Source organism: Streptomyces sp. NPDC032822, assembly GCF_055578825.1.
The window spans coordinates 1,171,044-1,188,068 of sequence record NZ_JBVIOL010000001.1 but is presented as its reverse complement, the minus strand read 5'-3'; the positions used below and the strand labels follow the sequence as shown (position 1 = coordinate 1,188,068).

The following is a 17,025-nucleotide window of genomic DNA, read 5'->3' as shown; positions in this document are numbered from 1 at the left end:
GGATGGGGCTGCTGGACATCCTGCTCGGCCGGACGAAGCCGGTCGCGCCCGATCTCGACCAGTTGTTCGCGCTGCCGTCGGCGGCGGTGACGCTGGAGGCGGCGGCCTCCTTCACGCCGACCGGCCGCGGCGCGGTGTGCTTCGCCACGGTGGAGGGTTCGGCCTTCGAGCAGACGCACCGCGAGGTGCAGGCCCTGCTCGACGCGGACACCGATCGCGACGGGCCGCCGGTGGAACTGCGGCGGGATCGCTACGGGTACTCGTGGCTGGTGTCGGAGCGCACCCCCGATCAGCTGTCGTCCCTGGTCAACGACCTGCACGCGGTGAACAGTTCGATGGAGGTCAACGGCTTCGGGCCGCAACTGCTCTGCTCACTGGCCGGTTTCCGGACTCCGGAGGGCCGCTCGCTGGCACTGGTCTACCTCTACAAGCGCGGGTCCTACTACCCGTTCGCGCCGCTGCCCGGCGAGGGACAGCGGCGCGACAACGCACTGGAACTGCGGGTGAAGGCGGCGCTGGCGGACGATCTGCGGATCGAGCCGGACCTGAGCCGCTGGTTCCCGGTGTGGGGTGCGCCCGGTCTGTGACCGGCCTCGGACTACGGCCCCACCGGCGGCACGGGCAGTCTCACTTGCTCTTCTCGCGTGACTGCCGGCGGGACTCGAAGGGACGCTCGCGGCGGTAGCGGCGCTCCCACCGAGCCTGCTTGTCACGGCGGGCGCGGTACGCGCGGTAGCTGCCGGGCGCGGCTCCCCCCGCTGAGGGGGCACCTCCCGCCGAAGGCGGTCCTCCGGCCGGTGAGGAGGGCGTGGACGCACCGCGTCCGTACTGCGTGTACAGGAAGAGCACGGCGACGGCGACGAGCCACCAGAGGTGGTTCTCGAAGCCGAGGACGACCAGGACAACGGTCCCGGATATGACAATGGTGCCCATGACGGGCCTCCGTGGGCGTGGGTAGGTCCAAGCGGTGATGGGTGCCCCGACGGGCACTGGGGGTGGGCGGCCGTCCGTCGGTGCGTAGAGAGTAGCCCCGAGTCCGCGGGGTGATGCCTGTTCTGCGGAACGCGGCCTGGGCAACTCTTCGGCGCGTGTCCAGCGTAGGGAGGCCGTCACTCGGCGTGCACCTCCTTTTCCCGCGACCTGGAGTCGAGCGAAACGGCCGTCGGGGCGGCGGGCGGTGCGGTGTGGGGCGGTGTGATCGGGCTGCTCTTCCTGGCGCCGCGGCTCGGGGCGGCGGTGGGCGGGGCGGCGGTGGGCGGGGCGGCGGTGGGTCGTTCACCGACACCTGGATCAACGACCACTTCATGAAGGATCTCAGCCAGAATCTGCGCCCGGGCGCCGGGGCTCTGTTCGTCCTGGTCCAGCACGCGGCCGAGGACAAGGTGCTTGCTCACCTCACACCGTTCGGCGGCCAGTTGGTGCAGGCCTCGCTGGGCAGGGCCGGCGAGGAGGCGCCGCGCGAGGCGATCGAGGCGGCCCGGGCGCCGAGGACGGAATCGACGTCCTGAGGCCGGTGGGCCGTGAGTGAATGGGGGCATGAGCGAGCTCTCCACCTTCACGTACGGCTACTCCGATGAACTGCTCAGCGGGGTGTACGGCGGTGACGAGGACGGTCCACAACGAGCCACCGTCGTTCTGCTGCACGGGGCGGGCAGCGGCAGCAAGGAGCGGCTCCTCCCGCTGCTGACGGAGTTCGTGGACCAGGGCTGCCGTGCGCTCGCCCTCGACTTCTCCGGGCACGGCGACAGCACGGGCACCCTGCGGGAGTTGAGCCTGCGCCGCCGGTTCGAGCAGGCGGTGGCGGTCGTCGACGCGTTCGCCCCGGCGGACGGGCCGCTGGTCCTGGTCGGGTTCAGCATGAGCGGCCAGACGGTCGCCGACCTCGCCGCCCACTACGGGGAGCGGGTCACGGCGTTGGGGCTGTGTGCGCCCGCCGTGTACGCGCCCCAGGCGTGGGACGTGCCGTTCGGGGAGGGCGACGGGCGGTTCAGCGCGATCATCCGCACCCCGGGGAGCTGGCGGACGTCACCCGCGCTCGACGTCCTGCGGGCCTACGAGGGCCGGGCGGTACTCGCGGTGCCGGAGACGGACGCGGTGATCCCGCCGGACGTGACGGAGGCGGTGCAGGACGCGCTCTGCACCCGGGCGCGGTTCACACGCCTCGAACTGAGCGGCGCGGACCACGGGTTGGGTGCCTGGTTCCGGGAGCACGCCGAGGACCGGCGGGAGTTCGTCACGGCCGTGCTCGCCGAGGGGTGGGCGGCGACCCGGTCGTGGGTGGCCAAGCAGCTCCCGGCGGGGCGTACGGTCCGGGACAGCCGTCCGCTGTCCGGGGGTTGGAGCGCGCAGATGCGCCGCCTCACCCTCGACGACGGCTCCGGCCTGGTCCTGCGGACCTTCGTGAAGCCCTTCTTCCGCCGGCACGCGCCCGCCCTGCTGGCCCGCGAGGCGTCCGTCCTCGCGCTCCTCGCCGGGCAGGAGGGGATCCCGGCCGCCCGTCCGGTCGCCGTGGACCCGTCGGCCGAACACTGCGACCACCCTTCGCTGTTGATGTCCCTGCTGCCGGGCCGGGTGCGGGTCGACTCGGACGACGGGGCACCCGGGGAAGGCGGGGCGGGCGGGGAGGTCGGCGCGGAGGGCGGCCCGGATCTGGAGCGGCGTATCGATCTGCTGGCGGCGCAGCTCGTCCGGATCCACGACGTCGTACCGGACGAACGTCCGCGCCCCTACCAGGCGTGGACGTCGCCGGAGCGGGTGGTAGCCCCGCCGGGACCGCCGTGGGACCGGGCCGTCGACGTGATCCGCCGCGCACCCCCGTTCTACGAGGGCTGCTTCCTGCACCGGGACTACCACCCGGGGAACGTCCTGTTCGAGGGCGGCGGCGCGGGACTGCGGATCAGCGGGGTCGTGGACTGGGTGGAGACCTCGTGGGGTCCCGCCGACCTGGACGTCGCCCACTGTTCGACGGCCCTCGCGCTGTTGCACGGCCCGGAGCACGGGCTCGGCTTCCGCGCCCGCTACGAGGCGCACGGCGGTCGCCGTCTGGCCACCGGACCCGACCACCTGTACTGGCGGCTGCTGGACGCCCTCGGCTACTCCCCCGACGCGGCGAAGCTCGCGGGCCCCTGGCGCGAGCTGGGCCGGACCGATCTGACGGCGGAGGTGCTGGGCGGGCGGCTGGAGGCGTATGTGACAGGCCTGTTGGAGGCGTACGCGTGACCGGCCGGGGTGGGTCTCACACCCCGGGGTCGGCGGTCACCACGCCCGCCGCGACGGCCGCGCCCAGGGTCGCGTGGTCGTGGACGGTCTGGCCGACGTAGGTCGACGCGAAGTCGGCGACGGCCCGTTCGAAGGTGTCCGCGCCGCCCAGGTAGGCGGCGATGGCGATCCGGTCCCCGGCGCGGGCGTGCGCGCGGGCCAGCGCGGTGCCGCACAGCCGGGCGTACGCCACGAGGTCGGCCGGGTTCATCCCGGCGACGTCCGCGGATCCCTTCATGTCGCGCAACTGCCGCCAGTAGAACGCCCGCCCCTGCGGTCCGCTCATCCACCCCAGGAAGATGTCGCCGGCGGCCTGGAGCAGCCGCTGCCCGGCCACGACCCGGCGCCCGGGATGGACGTAGGGCCCGTTCGGCAGGTGTTCCTCCAGTACGGACTTCCGCGCCTCCTTGATCTGCAGGAACAGCGGGTCGTCCGCGTCGCGGCCGGTGAGCAGCACGATGAAGCAGCGGGTGCCGACGCTGCCGACGCCGACGACCTTGCGGGCGGCGTCGACGAAGCGGTAGCGGTCGAGGAGGAGGCGGCGTTCCTCGGCGAGGGTGGAGCGGTAGTCGCTGAAGATCTTGCGCAGGGCGGCCATGTCGGGGGCGCCGGCGGGTTCCAGCAGCGGCGGGTCGTGGATGATGCGCCGCCGTCCGTCGACGACCTCGGTGAGTCTGCCGAGGGCCTGGAGGCTGGTGCGGCGGCGGGCGCGGGTGAGGCTGGACTCGACCCGGCGGCGGTGGCGGCCGGAGCGCACCAGGGGCAGCAGGCTGTCGGCGTCGAGGCGCTCGTACCAGACGTCGAGTTCGCCGCGCCGGGCCAGGCGGACCATGGCGACCCGGTAGGCGGCGGCCGACGCCAGGGCCGCGCGACGGGCCCCGGCCTCGCTGTGGCCGTTCTCGCGGGCGGCGACGGCGACGCTGGCGGCGAGGCGTTTGACGTCCCACTCGAAGGGGCCGGGGAAGGTCTCGTCGAAGTCGTTGAGGTCGAAGAGCAGGGCACGCTCCGGGGAGGCGTACAGGCCGAAGTTGAGCAGGTGGGCGTCGCCGCAGAGCTGTACGACGAGGCCCGTGTGCGGCTGGGCGGCGAGGTCGGCGGTCATCACGGCGGCCGAGCCGCGCAGGAAGGCGAAGGGCGAGGCGGCCATCCGCCCGTACCGGATGGGCAGCAGTTCCGGGAGCCGGTCACGGCCCTGCCGCTCCAGGATCCCGACGGGGTCGGGGCGGTCGACGGCGGGGATCCAGAGGGCGTGCGCGGAGCGGGGGACGCGTTTGCGGGCGGCTCTGCCACGGGCGGCGCGGGCGGCGGGATCGTCGGAGGCGGTCATCCGCCGAGCCTCTGCATCGTGCGCGCCTCCCTGAGGGTGTTCCTGGGTTCCGCACCTCCTGATCGCAGTGAAGGCCCGGCCCCGGGCGCACGCATGCGGGGTACGGCGAACGGGTGACGGACGCCCCGGGTACGGCGGAACGGTCGGCCCGGGCCATGAGCGGGCCCCCGGCGTCCGGGTGGACCGCCCCGGGACCTCCGCCCCCAGACCCCCAGGACCTCGCCCACCCACCACCCGGCTCGGTGAGTCGAAAGGGAACCGCCGGCCCTTCGACCCGGGTGGTCGACCGGGACGGGGAGATCGTGTGGTGTCCGCCGGGCACGGACGGCGGACGGGGCGCGGCGCGCAGGCGGAAGGGTTGTGGGACGGGTGCGCGCGACGGTTCCGGGCGCCGTCGCAGAGCGGATCGGTGCCGGGTGCCCTGGTCTCCTCAGGGCACCCGGCGCCCGGGCTCAGCGCGAGTACCGCATCAGCGCTCGCACCATGTGGCACGTCGTGTCCGACGGCGGGTGGATGCCGACCGTCTCCGCGGTGCTCCGTATCGTCTCGTTGCGGGCCTGGTTGGGAAGGTAGACGCCCGAGTCGAGCAGGGCGATGGCGAGGCGCATGGCCTTGAGGCGGCGGTTGTGGCTGACGTACCACTCCCGCGGACGGCCCGGCGGCAGCGGGCGCTTCTCCACGGGTGCGAACGGCATGTCGAGCAGCACGGGGCGCTTCGCGGTGGACTGGGTGGGCAGCGGCTTCGGCTTCAGTGCGGCAGCGGGCACAGGCATCCTCCTGTCGCGGTCAGGGTGTCCCCCCGGGGATCTCGACACCCCGGCGACACCCTCGAACACTGCTTCTATTCTACTGCCCGGCACTGACAATCGCCCCTGGCCACAAGGGCTTTCGGGGGTCCTGTGACACAGGTGCAAGACGGGTTTTCGCGTACCGTGAGCCGTATGGAGATCTGGATCAATCCGGCCTGTTCGAAGTGCCGTGGCGCGCTCACCCTGCTCGACGCGGAGGGCGCGGAGTACACCGTGCGCCGCTATCTGGAGGACGTGCCGAGCAAGGACGAGATCCGGGACGTACTGGACCGCCTCGGCCTCGAACCCTGGGACATCACCCGCACCCAGGAGGCCGTCGCGAAGGAGATCGGCCTCAAGGAGTGGCCGCGGGACGACAGCGCGCGCGAGCGCTGGATCTCCGCCCTCGCCGAGCATCCCAGGCTGATCCAGCGCCCGATCATCACCGCGGACGACGGCACGGCGGTGGTGGGCCGCACCGAGGAGGCCGTGCGGGACGCGTTGGCGCGATAAGGACCGTCCGGCCAACTGTTTCCCGAGTGGCGGGAGTTCGAGGGGCGTTCGCTGTTACTCTCCGCCGCCATGACCTTCGGCGATCTGGGCACGGCCCCGCACGCCCCCGAGGCCCCGCGGGCGGCCGAGCGGCAACGCGCACGCGGGGAGCGGCAACCCCGGCGGGCGGTCGCCGCCGGCACGGGAGTGGTCCTCGTGACCGCGATCGCGGTGGGCACGGTGACGTACACGGGCGGCGGCGGTGACGGCGGCAGGGCGGCGACGCCCGCTCCTCCCGCGTCGGCCGCCATCGGTTCCGGCACTCCCGCCCCGACCGTCACCGTCTCCTTCGCCTCCCGCCTTCCGACCGGGCTGCCCTCCCTGTCCCCTCCGCCCTCCCTGTCCGCGCTGTCCGCGCGGCCCGTCATCCGGCCCGAGCAGGCCTTCCCGCAGCAGAACGTGCTGTCGCGGGACGGCTCCCGGTTCCACCGTGTCGACCTCGCCACCACCACCGACTGCACGCGCGGTGCCTCCCCCGGGCTGGCCGCGCTGCTCGAACAGGGCGAGGAGTGCGCGCGGTTGACCGCGGCGCTGTTCACGGACACCGCGCGGCGCTCGCAGGTGACGGTGAGCGTGCTGAGTTTCCGGCGCGTCGAGGACGCCTCCGCGGTGTTCGCGAAGGCCTCGACGGACCCGGTGACCTACCAGGTCGACGCGCTCGAACCGCCGTCCGGGGCGGGGCTGGCGACCGTTCCTCCCGGTTCGGCCGGAGTGCTCCGGCGGCTGACGACCGGGCGTTCGGTGGTGTTCGCGGACGGGCGGTGGGGCGACGGGTCGACGGCCGGGAAGGCCGAACTCACGCTCCAGACCGAGGGGTTGCTCCGGTACGCGCACGACACGGTGATGACGTACGAGCAGACCACGATGGGCTGACGGCGAGGCCGACAACAGGACTGTCTGCAGGATGGACTGCAGGACCGACGACAGGGCCGGCGGGGCCGACTCCGGTGTGACGCACACCACTTCATTTGACTCCTGTCACCTCTGAGTGGCGTCGGTTCGGTATCTCGTACATAGCGGCGTACGCTCCCCCATCCCTTCAGGAGCCGCGCATGTCCCGTAGGAGAACGCTCGGTACGAAGAAGAAGCTCGCCCTGCTGGTGAGCGCCGCGACGGTGGCGGGAGGCGGCGCCTTCGTCATGGCGTCCACCTCGAACGCCGCGCAGTCCCCGCAGACGGCCGCCGAGTCGACCGTCTGCCAGGGCCTGGCCACCGCGCTCGGCAACAACCAGCGGTTCATCGACGGCCAGCGGGCCGCCCCGGACGCGCAGTCCGAGGCCCGGATCGACAACCGCGAGGCCGTCATCGCGCAGATCGAGGTGCAGCAGGAGGCGTCGGGGTGCGTCGTCGGGGAGTCGGCTCAGGACTCCCAGGCGACACAGCCGGCGCAGAGTGCACCTCCCGCCCAGGCCGCGCCGCCCGCCCAGGCCGAGGAGCCCTCCCGGGCCCCCTCCGCGGGCGCCGGTGACGGTGCCGTCTCCGGTGAGCAGGTGTGCACCGGCTCGACGGTCACGCTGTCCGGCGAGGACGGCGCCCCGGCCGCGTCCAGCGACCGGTTCCCGGCCGGCACGAAGCTGAAGGTCACCAACCTGGACAACGGCAGGTCCACGACGGTGGAGGTCACCTCGGTCTCCGGCAGTTGTGCCCTGCTCAACAACGCCGCCTTCGAAGAGGTGCGGGAGCCCGGCAAGTTCCTGATCCGCCGGGCCGTGATCGAGAAGGTGGGGTGAGGCCGGACGACACCTGACCGTACGTGTCACCGGTCCCGCCGCCCCCGGCCAGGGGTGGCGGGACCGGCATGTCCAGGGCTCCCGGCTCCGGCCGGCCCGGTACCCCAACCCCATCGCATACGAGCCGTCCCGGCGTAGCCCCGAGGCCTTTTCGCACAGCGCGCTCCGCACCCTACGGGCCCTCACGGTATGAATCGCGACACAGCACCACCAGGTAACACGGGGTTCACATTCGAGCAATGATCGGGAAATCGCCTGTTGACAGGCTGCCGGGCATGGAAAGCGGCGCCCCGGTGCCGCAGCGCCGCTGCACCCGCAAGTGCGTCTAGACACACCCCCGAAGGAAGTGGCTCGTGACCTTCAAGGCTGAGTACATCTGGATCGACGGCACCCAGCCGACGGCCAAGCTCCGTTCCAAGACGAAGATCCTGGCGGACGACGCCAAGGGCGCCGAGCTGGGTATCTGGGGCTTCGACGGGTCCTCCACGAACCAGGCCGAGGGCCACTCCTCGGACCGTGTCCTCAAGCCGGTCTTCACCTGCCCCGACCCGATCCGCGGCGGCGACGACATCCTCGTCCTGTGCGAGGTCCTCAACATCGACCTGACGCCGCACGAGTCCAACACGCGCGCCGCGCTCACCGAGGTCGCCGAGAAGTTCGCCGGCCAGGAGCCGATCTTCGGCATCGAGCAGGAGTACACGTTCTTCCAGGACGGCTACCCGCTCGGCTTCCCCAAGGGCGGCTTCCCGGCCCCCCAGGGCGGCTACTACTGCGGTGTCGGCGCGGACGAGATCTTCGGCCGTGACGTCGTCGAGGCGCACCTGGACAACTGCCTGAAGGCGGGTCTCGCGATCTCCGGCATCAACGCCGAGGTCATGCCCGGCCAGTGGGAGTTCCAGGTCGGCCCGGTCTCCCCGCTGGAGGTCTCCGACCACCTGTGGGTGGCCCGCTGGCTGCTCTACCGCACCGCCGAGGACTTCGGCATCGCCGCGACCCTGGACCCGAAGCCGGTGAAGGGCGACTGGAACGGCGCCGGTGCGCACACCAACTTCTCCACCAAGGCGATGCGCGAGGGCTACGACGCGATCATCACCGCGTGCGAGTCGCTCGGTGAGGGCTCCAAGCCCCTCGACCACGTCAAGCACTACGGCGCCGGCATCGACGACCGTCTGACGGGTCTGCACGAGACCGCCCCGTGGAACGAGTACTCCTACGGTGTCTCCAACCGTGGCGCCTCGGTGCGTATCCCGTGGCAGGTCGAGCAGGACGGCAAGGGCTACATCGAGGACCGCCGTCCGAACGCCAACGTCGACCCGTACCTGGTGACCCGCCTGATCGTCGACACCTGCTGCTCCGCGCTGGAGAAGGCCGGCCAGGTCTGATCCCCGCAGCCTTCCCACAAGGGGCGCCCGCCATCTCGGCGGGCGCCCCTTGTGCGTACCGTGCGCCGGGCGTTGTCGGTGGGACGTGCCATCGTGGGGGCATGGAGATCGACGGGGGCCTTGCGATCAAGGTCGAGACGGAGAACAGGCAGACGCACACCCGGATTTCGGCGGCGCGGCTCAGCGAGCTGGTGCACCGCGTCGGCGGCGAGGGCGACCACTTCCTCGTCGTGCAGCGGATCCCGGACCGGCCGTGCGTCTTCATCCAGGTCGCCCACGAGCGGGGCGGGGTGTACGAGTTCCAGCACCGCACGGGTTCGGTGCCGTACCTGTGGATCACCGAGGTGACGGACCCGGATCTCGTCGCCGGCGTGATGGCCCGCTGGGCGCGCGGCGAGAGCGGCTGGGACGCCGGGATCACCTGGCGGCGCGACGAGCTCGCGCCGCCGCAAGAGGTGCCCGCACCCGATCCGGAGCTCGCGGCGCGGGCCGAGGGACACGTGCGCGAGATGCTCGCCGACGGTTACCTGGGTATCGCGGAACTGGTCCGGGAGACGGTGTACCTGGTGCAGGACAGCGCGCCCGAGCCGCCCCTGTCCCCCGCGCAGGCCCGTGTGATCGTGGAGCGGCTGTGGCTGGAGCGCGTCGAGGAGCAGACGGCGTGGACCGCCCCGACCGACCCGGACCGCCTGGAACAGGCCTTCGCGGCCCTGGAGGGCGCGGGTGTCGTCGCCCGCGAGAACTTCGCCTGCTGCCGCGGCTGCGGCATGACGGAGATCGGCGCGGAGGCGGACGGCCTCAAGGGGGCGCGGGGCTTCGTCTTCTTCCACCACCAGTGCACCCGCGGCGCGGTGGAAGGACACGGACTCTCGCTGTACTACGGCGGTTTCGACGGCTCCGAGGAGACCACGAAGGCCGTCGGACACCAGGTCGTCGCGGCCCTCGGTGCGGCCGGGCTGTCCGCACAGTGGGACGGCGATCCGGACCGGGCCATCGACGTCGCGCCCCTGACCTGGCGCAAACGCCTGGTGGGCTGAGGCGGGAGAGACCAGTCTCACGCCGGGGTGGCGTCCAAGCAGTGAGAGGAGGCTCCTGTTGCGGGCGTGTGTCTGCTTCAATGGGCCCATGGCCAGCTTCCAGAACCACACCGCGACGGGTCGCCACGACCTTGAGCCGTTCTGGCCTTCCCGTCAGCACCATGACTTCGACCGGGTGTGTTGCCGCGCGATGAACGCGCCGGCCCTCTAACGCCGTACACCCCCGGCCTTCGGCCAGCGCGAAACGACGTAGGTCCTCTCGACGAGCCCGACCACGAACTCGGCCGTCGACCTTCCTGACGAATCTCTCGCGCGAAAGAGCTGACTTCTCATGGCGACCACTCGTTCTCTCTCCACCGCCCCTCTCCCCGCCCCCTCCGCCGCGTCGGCGAGCGTCTCCCCGCGTCACCGGCTGCGCGCCGTCGACCGGGACGAGGTGATCGAGCCGGCGGACTTCCTGCCGCCGGGTGCCACCTGGCTGCCCGCCCCGCAGCACACCCTGCCCACCCTGCCGGGCCAGCCGCCGATGGTCGGCTACCTGGTGCTCGTCCCGGCCGACCAGCAGCCGCCCTTCCTGCCGGTGGCGGTGCCCCAGGCGCCGGAGGCCGTCCGGCCGGGCGCCGTCGTCGACACCGGCGACGCGCTGGTCCGCATCGACACCGTGCAGCGCACGGCCGAGGTGAACGGGCAGGAACTCGACCTCACCTACCTGGAGTTCGAGCTGCTCGCCCATCTGGTCACCCACCCGCACCGGGTGCACACCCGCGACCAGCTGGTCACCACGGTGTGGGGCTACGGCCATGTCGGCGACGGTCGCACGGTCGACGTCCACATCGCCCGGCTGCGCCGCAAGCTCGGTGCCCAGCACCGGCAGGCGATCCAGACGGTGCGCCGGGTCGGCTACAAGTACGCGCCGCCGACCGGGCGCTGAGTCCGCTCTGCCGACGGCAGATCCGGGTTCCCTCCCGCGTCCGATCCGGGCACAGTCACCCGCATGAGACTTCTGGTGCTGGGTGGTACGGAGTTCGCGGGCCGGGCCGTCGTCGAGGCGGCCCTCGGGCGCGGCTGGGAGGTGACCGTCTTCCACCGGGGACGGCACGCGCCCCCGGCCGGTGTGCGGTCGCTGCACGGTGACCGCACCACACCCGACGGGCTCGCCGCGCTGTCCGAGGCGGACGGCCACTGGGACGCGGTCGTCGACACCTGGTCGGCCGCGCCCCGGGCGGTGCACGCGTCGGCGCGGCTGCTGCGGGACCGCGCCGACCGCTATGTGTACGTGTCGAGCTGCTCGGTGTACGCCTGGCCGCGGGGCGCCGGGTACACCGAGGACGCGCCCCTGGTCGAGGGGGCCGCGCCCGACGCCGGGCAGACCGACTACGCCCGGGACAAGCGGGGCGGCGAGCTGGCCGCCGTCGGGGCCTTCGGCGCGGAGCGTTCCCTGCTCGTGCGGGCCGGGCTGATCCTCGGCCCGTACGAGAACGTCGGCCGGCTCCCCTGGTGGCTGAACCGGGTCGCCCGCGGCGGCCCGGTCCTCGCACCCGGTCCGCGCGACCTTCCCGTCCAGTACGTCGACGTCCGCGATCTCGCGGAATGGATCCTCGACGCGGTGGAGGGGGAGGCGAGCGGGCCGTACAACCTCCTCGGGCCCTCGGGGCACGCCACCATGGGGACCCTGCTCGACGCCTGTGCGGAGGCGACCGGCGGGGCGGCCGAGCTGCGCTGGACCGCGCCGGAGGTGATCCTCGACGCGGGCATCGAGCCCTGGCTGCAGCTGCCGGTGTGGATGCCGCCGGGCAGCGAGGAGCACGCGAGCGTGCACCGCGCGGACGTCACCCGGGCCCTCGGGTCCGGTCTGCGCTGCCGCCCGGTCGCCGAGACCGTCGCCGACACCTGGACCTGGCTGCGGAGCCTTGGCCAAGTCGCGCCGCGGCGCCCGGACCGGCCGCCGGTGGGTCTGGACCCGGAGCTGGAGGCGAAGGTCCTCGCGGCGGGCGGGGGTGTATCCAGCACCACCCCCTGACCGGCCGCCCAGCCCCAGTGACCGGCGCCGCCCCCTCGGCCAGACTGACGCCATGACCATGGAGACGACGAACGGCGATGGCCGTACGAGGATGCGGGGCGTGGGACGCGCGGCGGTACGGGCGCTGGGGCTGGCGCTGGTGGTGCTGCCCGGGGCGGTGCTCTGCTTCGTCCTCACCGCGGTGTCCCTCGCGCTGATCCCGATCGGGGTCGGGATCGTCACGACCCCCTGGGTGCTGACCGGCGTGCGGGCCTTCGCCGACTGGCGGCGGGTGCTCGCGGCACAGTGGTGCGGGGTGCGGATCCCGTCGGCGTACCGGCCGATCCCCAAGGACGCCAATCCGTGGGGGCGCACCTTCGGGATGCTGGGCGATCCGGCGACCTGGCGTGATCTGCGGTGGCTGCCCGTGGACATGACGGCCGGGTTCGTCACCGCGCTGTTGCCGGCCGCGCTGCTGCTCTACCCGCTGGAGGGGTTCGCGCTGGCGGCCGGCCTGTGGCGGGTCTTCCCCGACGGGTACTGGTACGGGTTCGTGCCGGTGACCGGGCAGGCCTCCGCGTTCGGCGCCGCCGCCCTGGGCCTCGTCCTCCTGTTCTTCGCGCACTTCCTCACCCCGCGGCTGCTGGAGGGCCACTTCCGGCTGACCCGGGCCGTGCTGACCGCGGGGCAGGGCGAACTGGCCGAGCGGGTGCGGGTGCTGACCGAGACCCGGCGCGACGCCGTCGACAGCTCCGCGGCCGAACTGCGGCGCATCGAGCGGGATCTGCACGACGGCGCGCAGGCCCGGCTGGTCGCGATGGGTATGGACCTCGGCACCATCGAGATGCTCCTCGACAAGGACCCCGAGCAGGCCAGGAGGCTGCTCGCGCAGGCCCGCCAGTCGTCCGTGGACGCCCTTGGCGAACTGCGCGACCTGGTGCGCGGGATCCACCCGCCGGTGCTCGCGGAGCGCGGACTCGGGGACGCGGTACGGGCGTTGGCGCTGCGGCTGCCCGTCGCCACCGAGGTGGCGGTGGACCTGCCGGGCCGGGTGGAGGCGCCCGTGGAGTCGGCGGCGTACTTCGCGGTCAGTGAGATCCTCACCAACACGGTCAAGCACGCGGACGCCGACCGGATCTGGATCGACCTGCATCACGCCCGGGAGATGCTGCGGATCTCGGTCACCGACAACGGCCGGGGCGGCGCGGTGATCGGCGCCGGGTCCGGACTCGCCGGCGTGGAGCGGCGCCTCGGTACATTCGACGGTGTCCTGGCCGTCAGCAGCCCCGCGGGCGGTCCCACCATGGTCACCATGGAGATCCCTTGCGCGTTGTCCTAGCCGAAGACCTGTTCCTGCTGCGCGACGGACTCGTCCGGCTTCTGGAGGCCTACGACTTCGAGATCGCCGCGGCCGTCGAGAGCGGCCCGGAGCTCGCCGCGGCGCTGGCCGAACTGACCCCGGACATCGCGGTGGTCGACGTACGGCTGCCGCCGACGCACACCGACGAGGGCCTGCAGTGCGCGCTGAACGCCCGCCGGGACAGACCCGGCCTGCCGGTGCTCGTCCTGTCGCAGCACGTGGAGCAGCTGTACGCGCGTGAGCTGCTCGCCGACGGCAGCGGCGGGGTCGGCTATCTGCTCAAGGACCGGGTGTTCGACGCGGAACAGTTCGTGGACGCCGTGCGGCGGGTCGCGGCGGGCGGTACGGCGATGGACCCGCAGGTGATCCAGCAGCTGCTGTCCCGGCGGGCCGCCGACCAGCCGCTGGCCCGGCTCACGCCCCGGGAGCGGGAGGTGCTGGAGCTGATGGCGCAGGGCCGTACCAACGCGGCCATCGCCGCCAAGCTGGTGGTCACGGAACGGGCGATCGCCAAGCACACCGCCAACATCTTCGCCAAACTGGGCCTGGAGGTGTCGGACGACGACAACCGTCGCGTCCTGGCGGTTCTCGCCTATCTCGACCAGGGCCGCTGAAATCCGCACCCGGTCCGGACACCTGTAGTGAGGGTTCGGCAACTCCAGGTATTTCCTGTGCAGTTGAAACCGAATTGTCGTAGAGACCTCTCATGAGTTTCTGAGACGGCTGAACACTCGTGGGACTGCTTCCGTATTGGTGGGAGCCGCTTTACTCCTGTCGGGCGCCTCGATGGCCCGGAAAAGGAAGTCAGAGGAGTTCCATGGGACGCAACACACGTAAACGCCGCTCGTCGATGGCTACCAAGGCCATAGCCGCGTCGGCGGCCCTAGCGCTCGGTGGGGGCGGGCTGATCTGGGCGAACTTCTACGCTTCGGCGCACGAGTCCAACTCGTCGCAGAACCAGACCAAGGCCAGTGCCGCGCAGGTCGCCACGATCAACTGCCCGGACGTCGGCCAGAAGCTGACGAGCGTGCCGAAGGGCGCGCGCCAGGGTGTCGCCAAGGAGCTGGCACTGCTCGACAGGCAGGTCACGGATGCCTATACGCGTCTCGCGAGTACGCGTCAGGCCCAGGCGGGGGACGCCGGCTACGTCGACAACGCCATCCTCGGCCCGCTGAAGTCCAAGCGGGTGGCCACTCTCGACCGGATCAACATCAACATCAAGCGCGCCGGGGGTAAGGGCAACCAGGGCCTGGACCAGCTCGCCCAGTGCCAGGGGGTGCCGGCCGAGCAGCCGGACACCAACGCGGGCAACGGCCAGGGCGACAACGGTCAGGGCGACAACGGTCAGGGCCAGAACAACAACGGTGGCCAGGACCAGAACAACGGCGGTCAGGACCAGGGCCAGGACAACGGCCAGGACCAGGGTCAGGACCAGGGCAACGGCGGTCAGGCCGGCAACGGCCCGTCGGCGAACGACTTCGTGGACATCACCCAGGTCCAGGGCAACGCGCAGCTGGGCGTCGGTGCGAACGGGCTCCCCGCGAACGGGGACAGCGGTTCGACCGGCAGCTTCACCACGAGCTGTGGCACCAACGAGAACGAGAACCGCAACTCGGACAACGTGATCGTCGCTCCCGGTGTCAGCAACGGTGCGCAGCACCAGCACGACTACGTCGGTAACCAGGCCAACAACGCTTTCGCGAGCGACCAGGACCTGGCGAACGGCGACACCACCTGCGAGAACCAGGGTGACAAGTCGTCGTACTTCTGGCCGGTGCTGCGTGTGCAGGACGGTCAGAACGACATCGACGCCAACGCCCCCGGTGGCGGTCAGGACAGCAACGTCGGCACGATCGTCCAGGCCAGCGAGGCTCAGCTGAAGTTCGTCGGCAACAAGACGAGCGATGTCGTCGCGATGCCGACGGCCCTGCGCATCATCACCGGTGACGCCAAGGCCTTCGTCAACGGCAACGCCAACGCCAACGCCAACTGGAGCTGCACCGGCTTCGAGGACAAGGTCCAGCTGCACGACAAGCTCCCGATCTGCCCCGAGGGCAGCTCCGTGGTGCGGACGTCCAACTTCCAGAGCTGCTGGGACGGACAGAACATCGACAGCGCCAACCACCGCACGCACGTGGCCTTCGTGCAGGGGGACGGTACCTGCGCCAACAACTTCCAGGCCATCCCCCAGCTGCAGGTCCGCCTCGTCTACGACGTCCAGGCCCCGCAGATCCAGAACGGGCAGGTCCAGAACGCCTTCGCGGTGGACTCCTTCCCGGACCAGCTGCACAAGGCGATCACCGACCACAACGACTTCATCAACTTCTTCGACGGGAACACGATGAACCAGGTGGTCGACTGCATCAACAGCGGCCAGAACTGCCAGTAGCCCTGGCACAGAAGTTCTGACGCGGTCGTTCTGACGCAGCAGGAAGCCGGCGGTGGGAAATCCCACCGCCGGCTTCCTCCGTCTGCCCCGGGTTCCTCGCGGAGCCCCTCGCGGGATTCCCTCGTGGTCAGCCGTCGTCGCCGGAGGGCGTGCTCGCCGTGGCCCCGCCACCGTGGTGGTTCATGTGGGCCGACCCTTCCTCCATGGTCCCGCCGAGTGTGGTCCGCAGCGCGGTGACCGTCTTCTCCTCGCCGACGGCGACCCACTTGCGGCCGACCAGGTAGTAGCCGCCGTAGTCCTTGGCACCGTTCAGCCACTCACGCTGGCCGCGGTCGGTGGCGAAGGTGGCGAGGACGTACTTCTCGGTGCCCTTCTTGCACAGGGCCTGCCGGATCGTGTCCGCGTCCGTCTGCATGTCCGGCTCGCACTTCGCTTCGGCGGCGATGTGCTCCAGGCTGCCGGTGGCCGTCTCGGGTACGGCGGCCTGCTCGTCGCCGGATCCGCAGCCTGCCAGCGCCAGCAGCAGCGCCGCGCCGCTGAGCGCGAGCGTCGGTCGGGTCAGCTTCATTCGTTCCTCCGGTCGGGGCGTCGAGCAGCACCTGCTTGGGTTCCATACGGCTGCGGGCCGCTCGACGCTCAAAGCCATCCTCTGCACACACCCGTACCGCTGTGCAAGGGTGTCCCGGTGAACCGGAACTGGGAAGATCGCGTGACCGCCGCCTGGGCGACCTTCGACGACTATCCGGAGGAGCGCGCGGCCGACTTCCGCGCGGTGGTCGACGCCCTGGTCGCCGAGCTTCCGGCGGACAGCCCGCTCGGCCCCTTCGAGCAGGCCTGCGCCTGGGACTCGACGGGTCACTCGGACCGGGCGGTGCCGCTGTACCGCGAGGCGCTCGCGCGCGGGCTCGACGGGTACAAGGGGCGGCGCGCCAAGATCCAGCTCTCCAGTTCGCTGCGCAACCTCGGCCTGGCCGAGGAGGGCGTCAAGCTGCTGACACCCGAACTGGACGGCCCGTCGGACGAATTGGACGACGCCGTACGGGGATGTCTCGCCCTGTGCCTGTCCAGTCTCGGGCGCGACCGGGAGGGTCTCGCCCTGGTCCTGGAGGCCCTCGCCCCGCATCTGCCCCGCTACCAGCGGTCGATGGCCAACTACGCGCGGGCTCTCTCGGAAACCCCGTAGCCGCACCGGAGAGTTGATTC

At 71.7% G+C, this 17,025-nt stretch carries 18 protein-coding genes; 14 read left to right on the top strand and 4 right to left on the bottom strand.

Annotated features, from left to right (window positions below):
- Window positions 1-2: 2 nt before the first annotated feature.
- Window positions 3-587: a PspA-associated protein PspAB gene (gene pspAB, locus ACZ5VD_RS05460; RefSeq protein ID WP_468549305.1), complete on the top strand. Its 585-nt coding sequence runs from the start codon at window positions 3-5 to the stop codon at window positions 585-587.
- Window positions 588-627: 40 nt separating this feature from the next.
- On the opposite strand, the gene ACZ5VD_RS05455 is transcribed toward pspAB, so the two are convergent.
- Window positions 628-933 carry a hypothetical protein gene (locus ACZ5VD_RS05455; protein ID WP_468549304.1) on the bottom strand — a complete coding sequence of 102 codons (306 nt, stop codon included), beginning with the start codon at window positions 931-933 and terminating at the stop codon, window positions 628-630.
- Window positions 934-1,304: 371 nt separating this feature from the next.
- Here ACZ5VD_RS05455 and ACZ5VD_RS05450 point away from each other — a divergent pair, with 371 nt between their 5' ends.
- Window positions 1,305-1,508, top strand: a complete 204-nt coding sequence (locus ACZ5VD_RS05450) for a DUF1269 domain-containing protein (protein ID WP_468680883.1) — start codon at window positions 1,305-1,307, stop codon at window positions 1,506-1,508.
- 28 nt (window positions 1,509-1,536) lie between these two features.
- A complete protein-coding gene (locus ACZ5VD_RS05445) occupies window positions 1,537-3,219 on the top strand; it encodes an alpha/beta fold hydrolase (RefSeq protein ID WP_468680881.1) in 1,683 nt (560 codons plus the stop codon).
- Between the two features lie 16 nt (window positions 3,220-3,235).
- Here ACZ5VD_RS05445 and ACZ5VD_RS05440 read toward each other — a convergent pair whose 3' ends face one another.
- Both ACZ5VD_RS05440 and ACZ5VD_RS05435 read right to left on the bottom strand, forming a co-directional pair.
- Window positions 3,236-4,585, bottom strand: coding sequence for a DUF2252 domain-containing protein (locus ACZ5VD_RS05440; RefSeq protein ID WP_468549302.1), 1,350 nt, complete (start codon window positions 4,583-4,585; stop codon window positions 3,236-3,238).
- A gap of 452 nt (window positions 4,586-5,037) precedes the next feature.
- On the bottom strand, window positions 5,038-5,352 hold the full coding sequence (locus tag ACZ5VD_RS05435) for a hypothetical protein (RefSeq protein WP_468549301.1): 315 nt from the start codon (window positions 5,350-5,352) through the stop codon (window positions 5,038-5,040).
- Between the two features lie 174 nt (window positions 5,353-5,526).
- Between ACZ5VD_RS05435 and ACZ5VD_RS05430 the strand changes: the two genes are divergently transcribed.
- From ACZ5VD_RS05430 to ACZ5VD_RS05385, 10 genes are all read left to right on the top strand, one after another.
- The gene (locus ACZ5VD_RS05430; RefSeq protein WP_468680879.1) at window positions 5,527-5,886 is read left to right on the top strand and encodes an arsenate reductase family protein; all 360 of its coding nucleotides are present in this window, start codon (window positions 5,527-5,529) and stop codon (window positions 5,884-5,886) included.
- A gap of 69 nt (window positions 5,887-5,955) precedes the next feature.
- The gene (locus ACZ5VD_RS05425) at window positions 5,956-6,798 is read left to right on the top strand and encodes a hypothetical protein (RefSeq protein ID WP_468680878.1); all 843 of its coding nucleotides are present in this window, start codon (window positions 5,956-5,958) and stop codon (window positions 6,796-6,798) included.
- A gap of 179 nt (window positions 6,799-6,977) precedes the next feature.
- Window positions 6,978-7,655, top strand: coding sequence for a hypothetical protein (locus ACZ5VD_RS05420; RefSeq protein WP_468680877.1), 678 nt, complete (start codon window positions 6,978-6,980; stop codon window positions 7,653-7,655).
- 353 nt (window positions 7,656-8,008) lie between these two features.
- Entirely contained in the window at window positions 8,009-9,037 is a 1,029-nt protein-coding gene (glnII, locus tag ACZ5VD_RS05415) for a glutamine synthetase (RefSeq protein ID WP_468549297.1), read from the top strand.
- A gap of 101 nt (window positions 9,038-9,138) precedes the next feature.
- Window positions 9,139-10,074 (top strand): DUF6891 domain-containing protein, encoded by a 936-nt coding sequence (locus ACZ5VD_RS05410; RefSeq protein WP_468680876.1) that lies wholly within the window; start codon window positions 9,139-9,141, stop codon window positions 10,072-10,074.
- Window positions 10,075-10,405: 331 nt separating this feature from the next.
- On the top strand, window positions 10,406-11,005 hold the full coding sequence (locus tag ACZ5VD_RS05405) for a winged helix-turn-helix domain-containing protein (RefSeq protein WP_468549295.1): 600 nt from the start codon (window positions 10,406-10,408) through the stop codon (window positions 11,003-11,005).
- A 63-nt stretch (window positions 11,006-11,068) separates the two neighbouring features.
- Entirely contained in the window at window positions 11,069-12,094 is a 1,026-nt protein-coding gene (locus tag ACZ5VD_RS05400; RefSeq protein WP_468680873.1) for an SDR family oxidoreductase, read from the top strand.
- 52 nt (window positions 12,095-12,146) lie between these two features.
- The gene (locus ACZ5VD_RS05395) at window positions 12,147-13,412 is read left to right on the top strand and encodes a sensor histidine kinase (protein ID WP_468549293.1); all 1,266 of its coding nucleotides are present in this window, start codon (window positions 12,147-12,149) and stop codon (window positions 13,410-13,412) included.
- Window positions 13,397-14,047 (top strand): LuxR C-terminal-related transcriptional regulator, encoded by a 651-nt coding sequence (locus tag ACZ5VD_RS05390; RefSeq protein ID WP_468549292.1) that lies wholly within the window; start codon window positions 13,397-13,399, stop codon window positions 14,045-14,047. Before ACZ5VD_RS05395 ends, ACZ5VD_RS05390 begins: the two co-directional genes overlap by 16 nt.
- 203 nt (window positions 14,048-14,250) lie before the next feature.
- Window positions 14,251-15,822 carry a DUF1996 domain-containing protein gene (locus ACZ5VD_RS05385; RefSeq protein ID WP_468680872.1) on the top strand — a complete coding sequence of 524 codons (1,572 nt, stop codon included), beginning with the start codon at window positions 14,251-14,253 and terminating at the stop codon, window positions 15,820-15,822.
- A gap of 127 nt (window positions 15,823-15,949) precedes the next feature.
- Here ACZ5VD_RS05385 and ACZ5VD_RS05380 read toward each other — a convergent pair whose 3' ends face one another.
- Window positions 15,950-16,390, bottom strand: coding sequence for a hypothetical protein (locus ACZ5VD_RS05380; RefSeq protein ID WP_468549290.1), 441 nt, complete (start codon window positions 16,388-16,390; stop codon window positions 15,950-15,952).
- Between the two features lie 99 nt (window positions 16,391-16,489).
- Here ACZ5VD_RS05380 and ACZ5VD_RS05375 point away from each other — a divergent pair, with 99 nt between their 5' ends.
- Entirely contained in the window at window positions 16,490-17,005 is a 516-nt protein-coding gene (locus tag ACZ5VD_RS05375; RefSeq protein WP_468549599.1) for a tetratricopeptide repeat protein, read from the top strand.
- Window positions 17,006-17,025 lie beyond the last annotated feature (20 nt).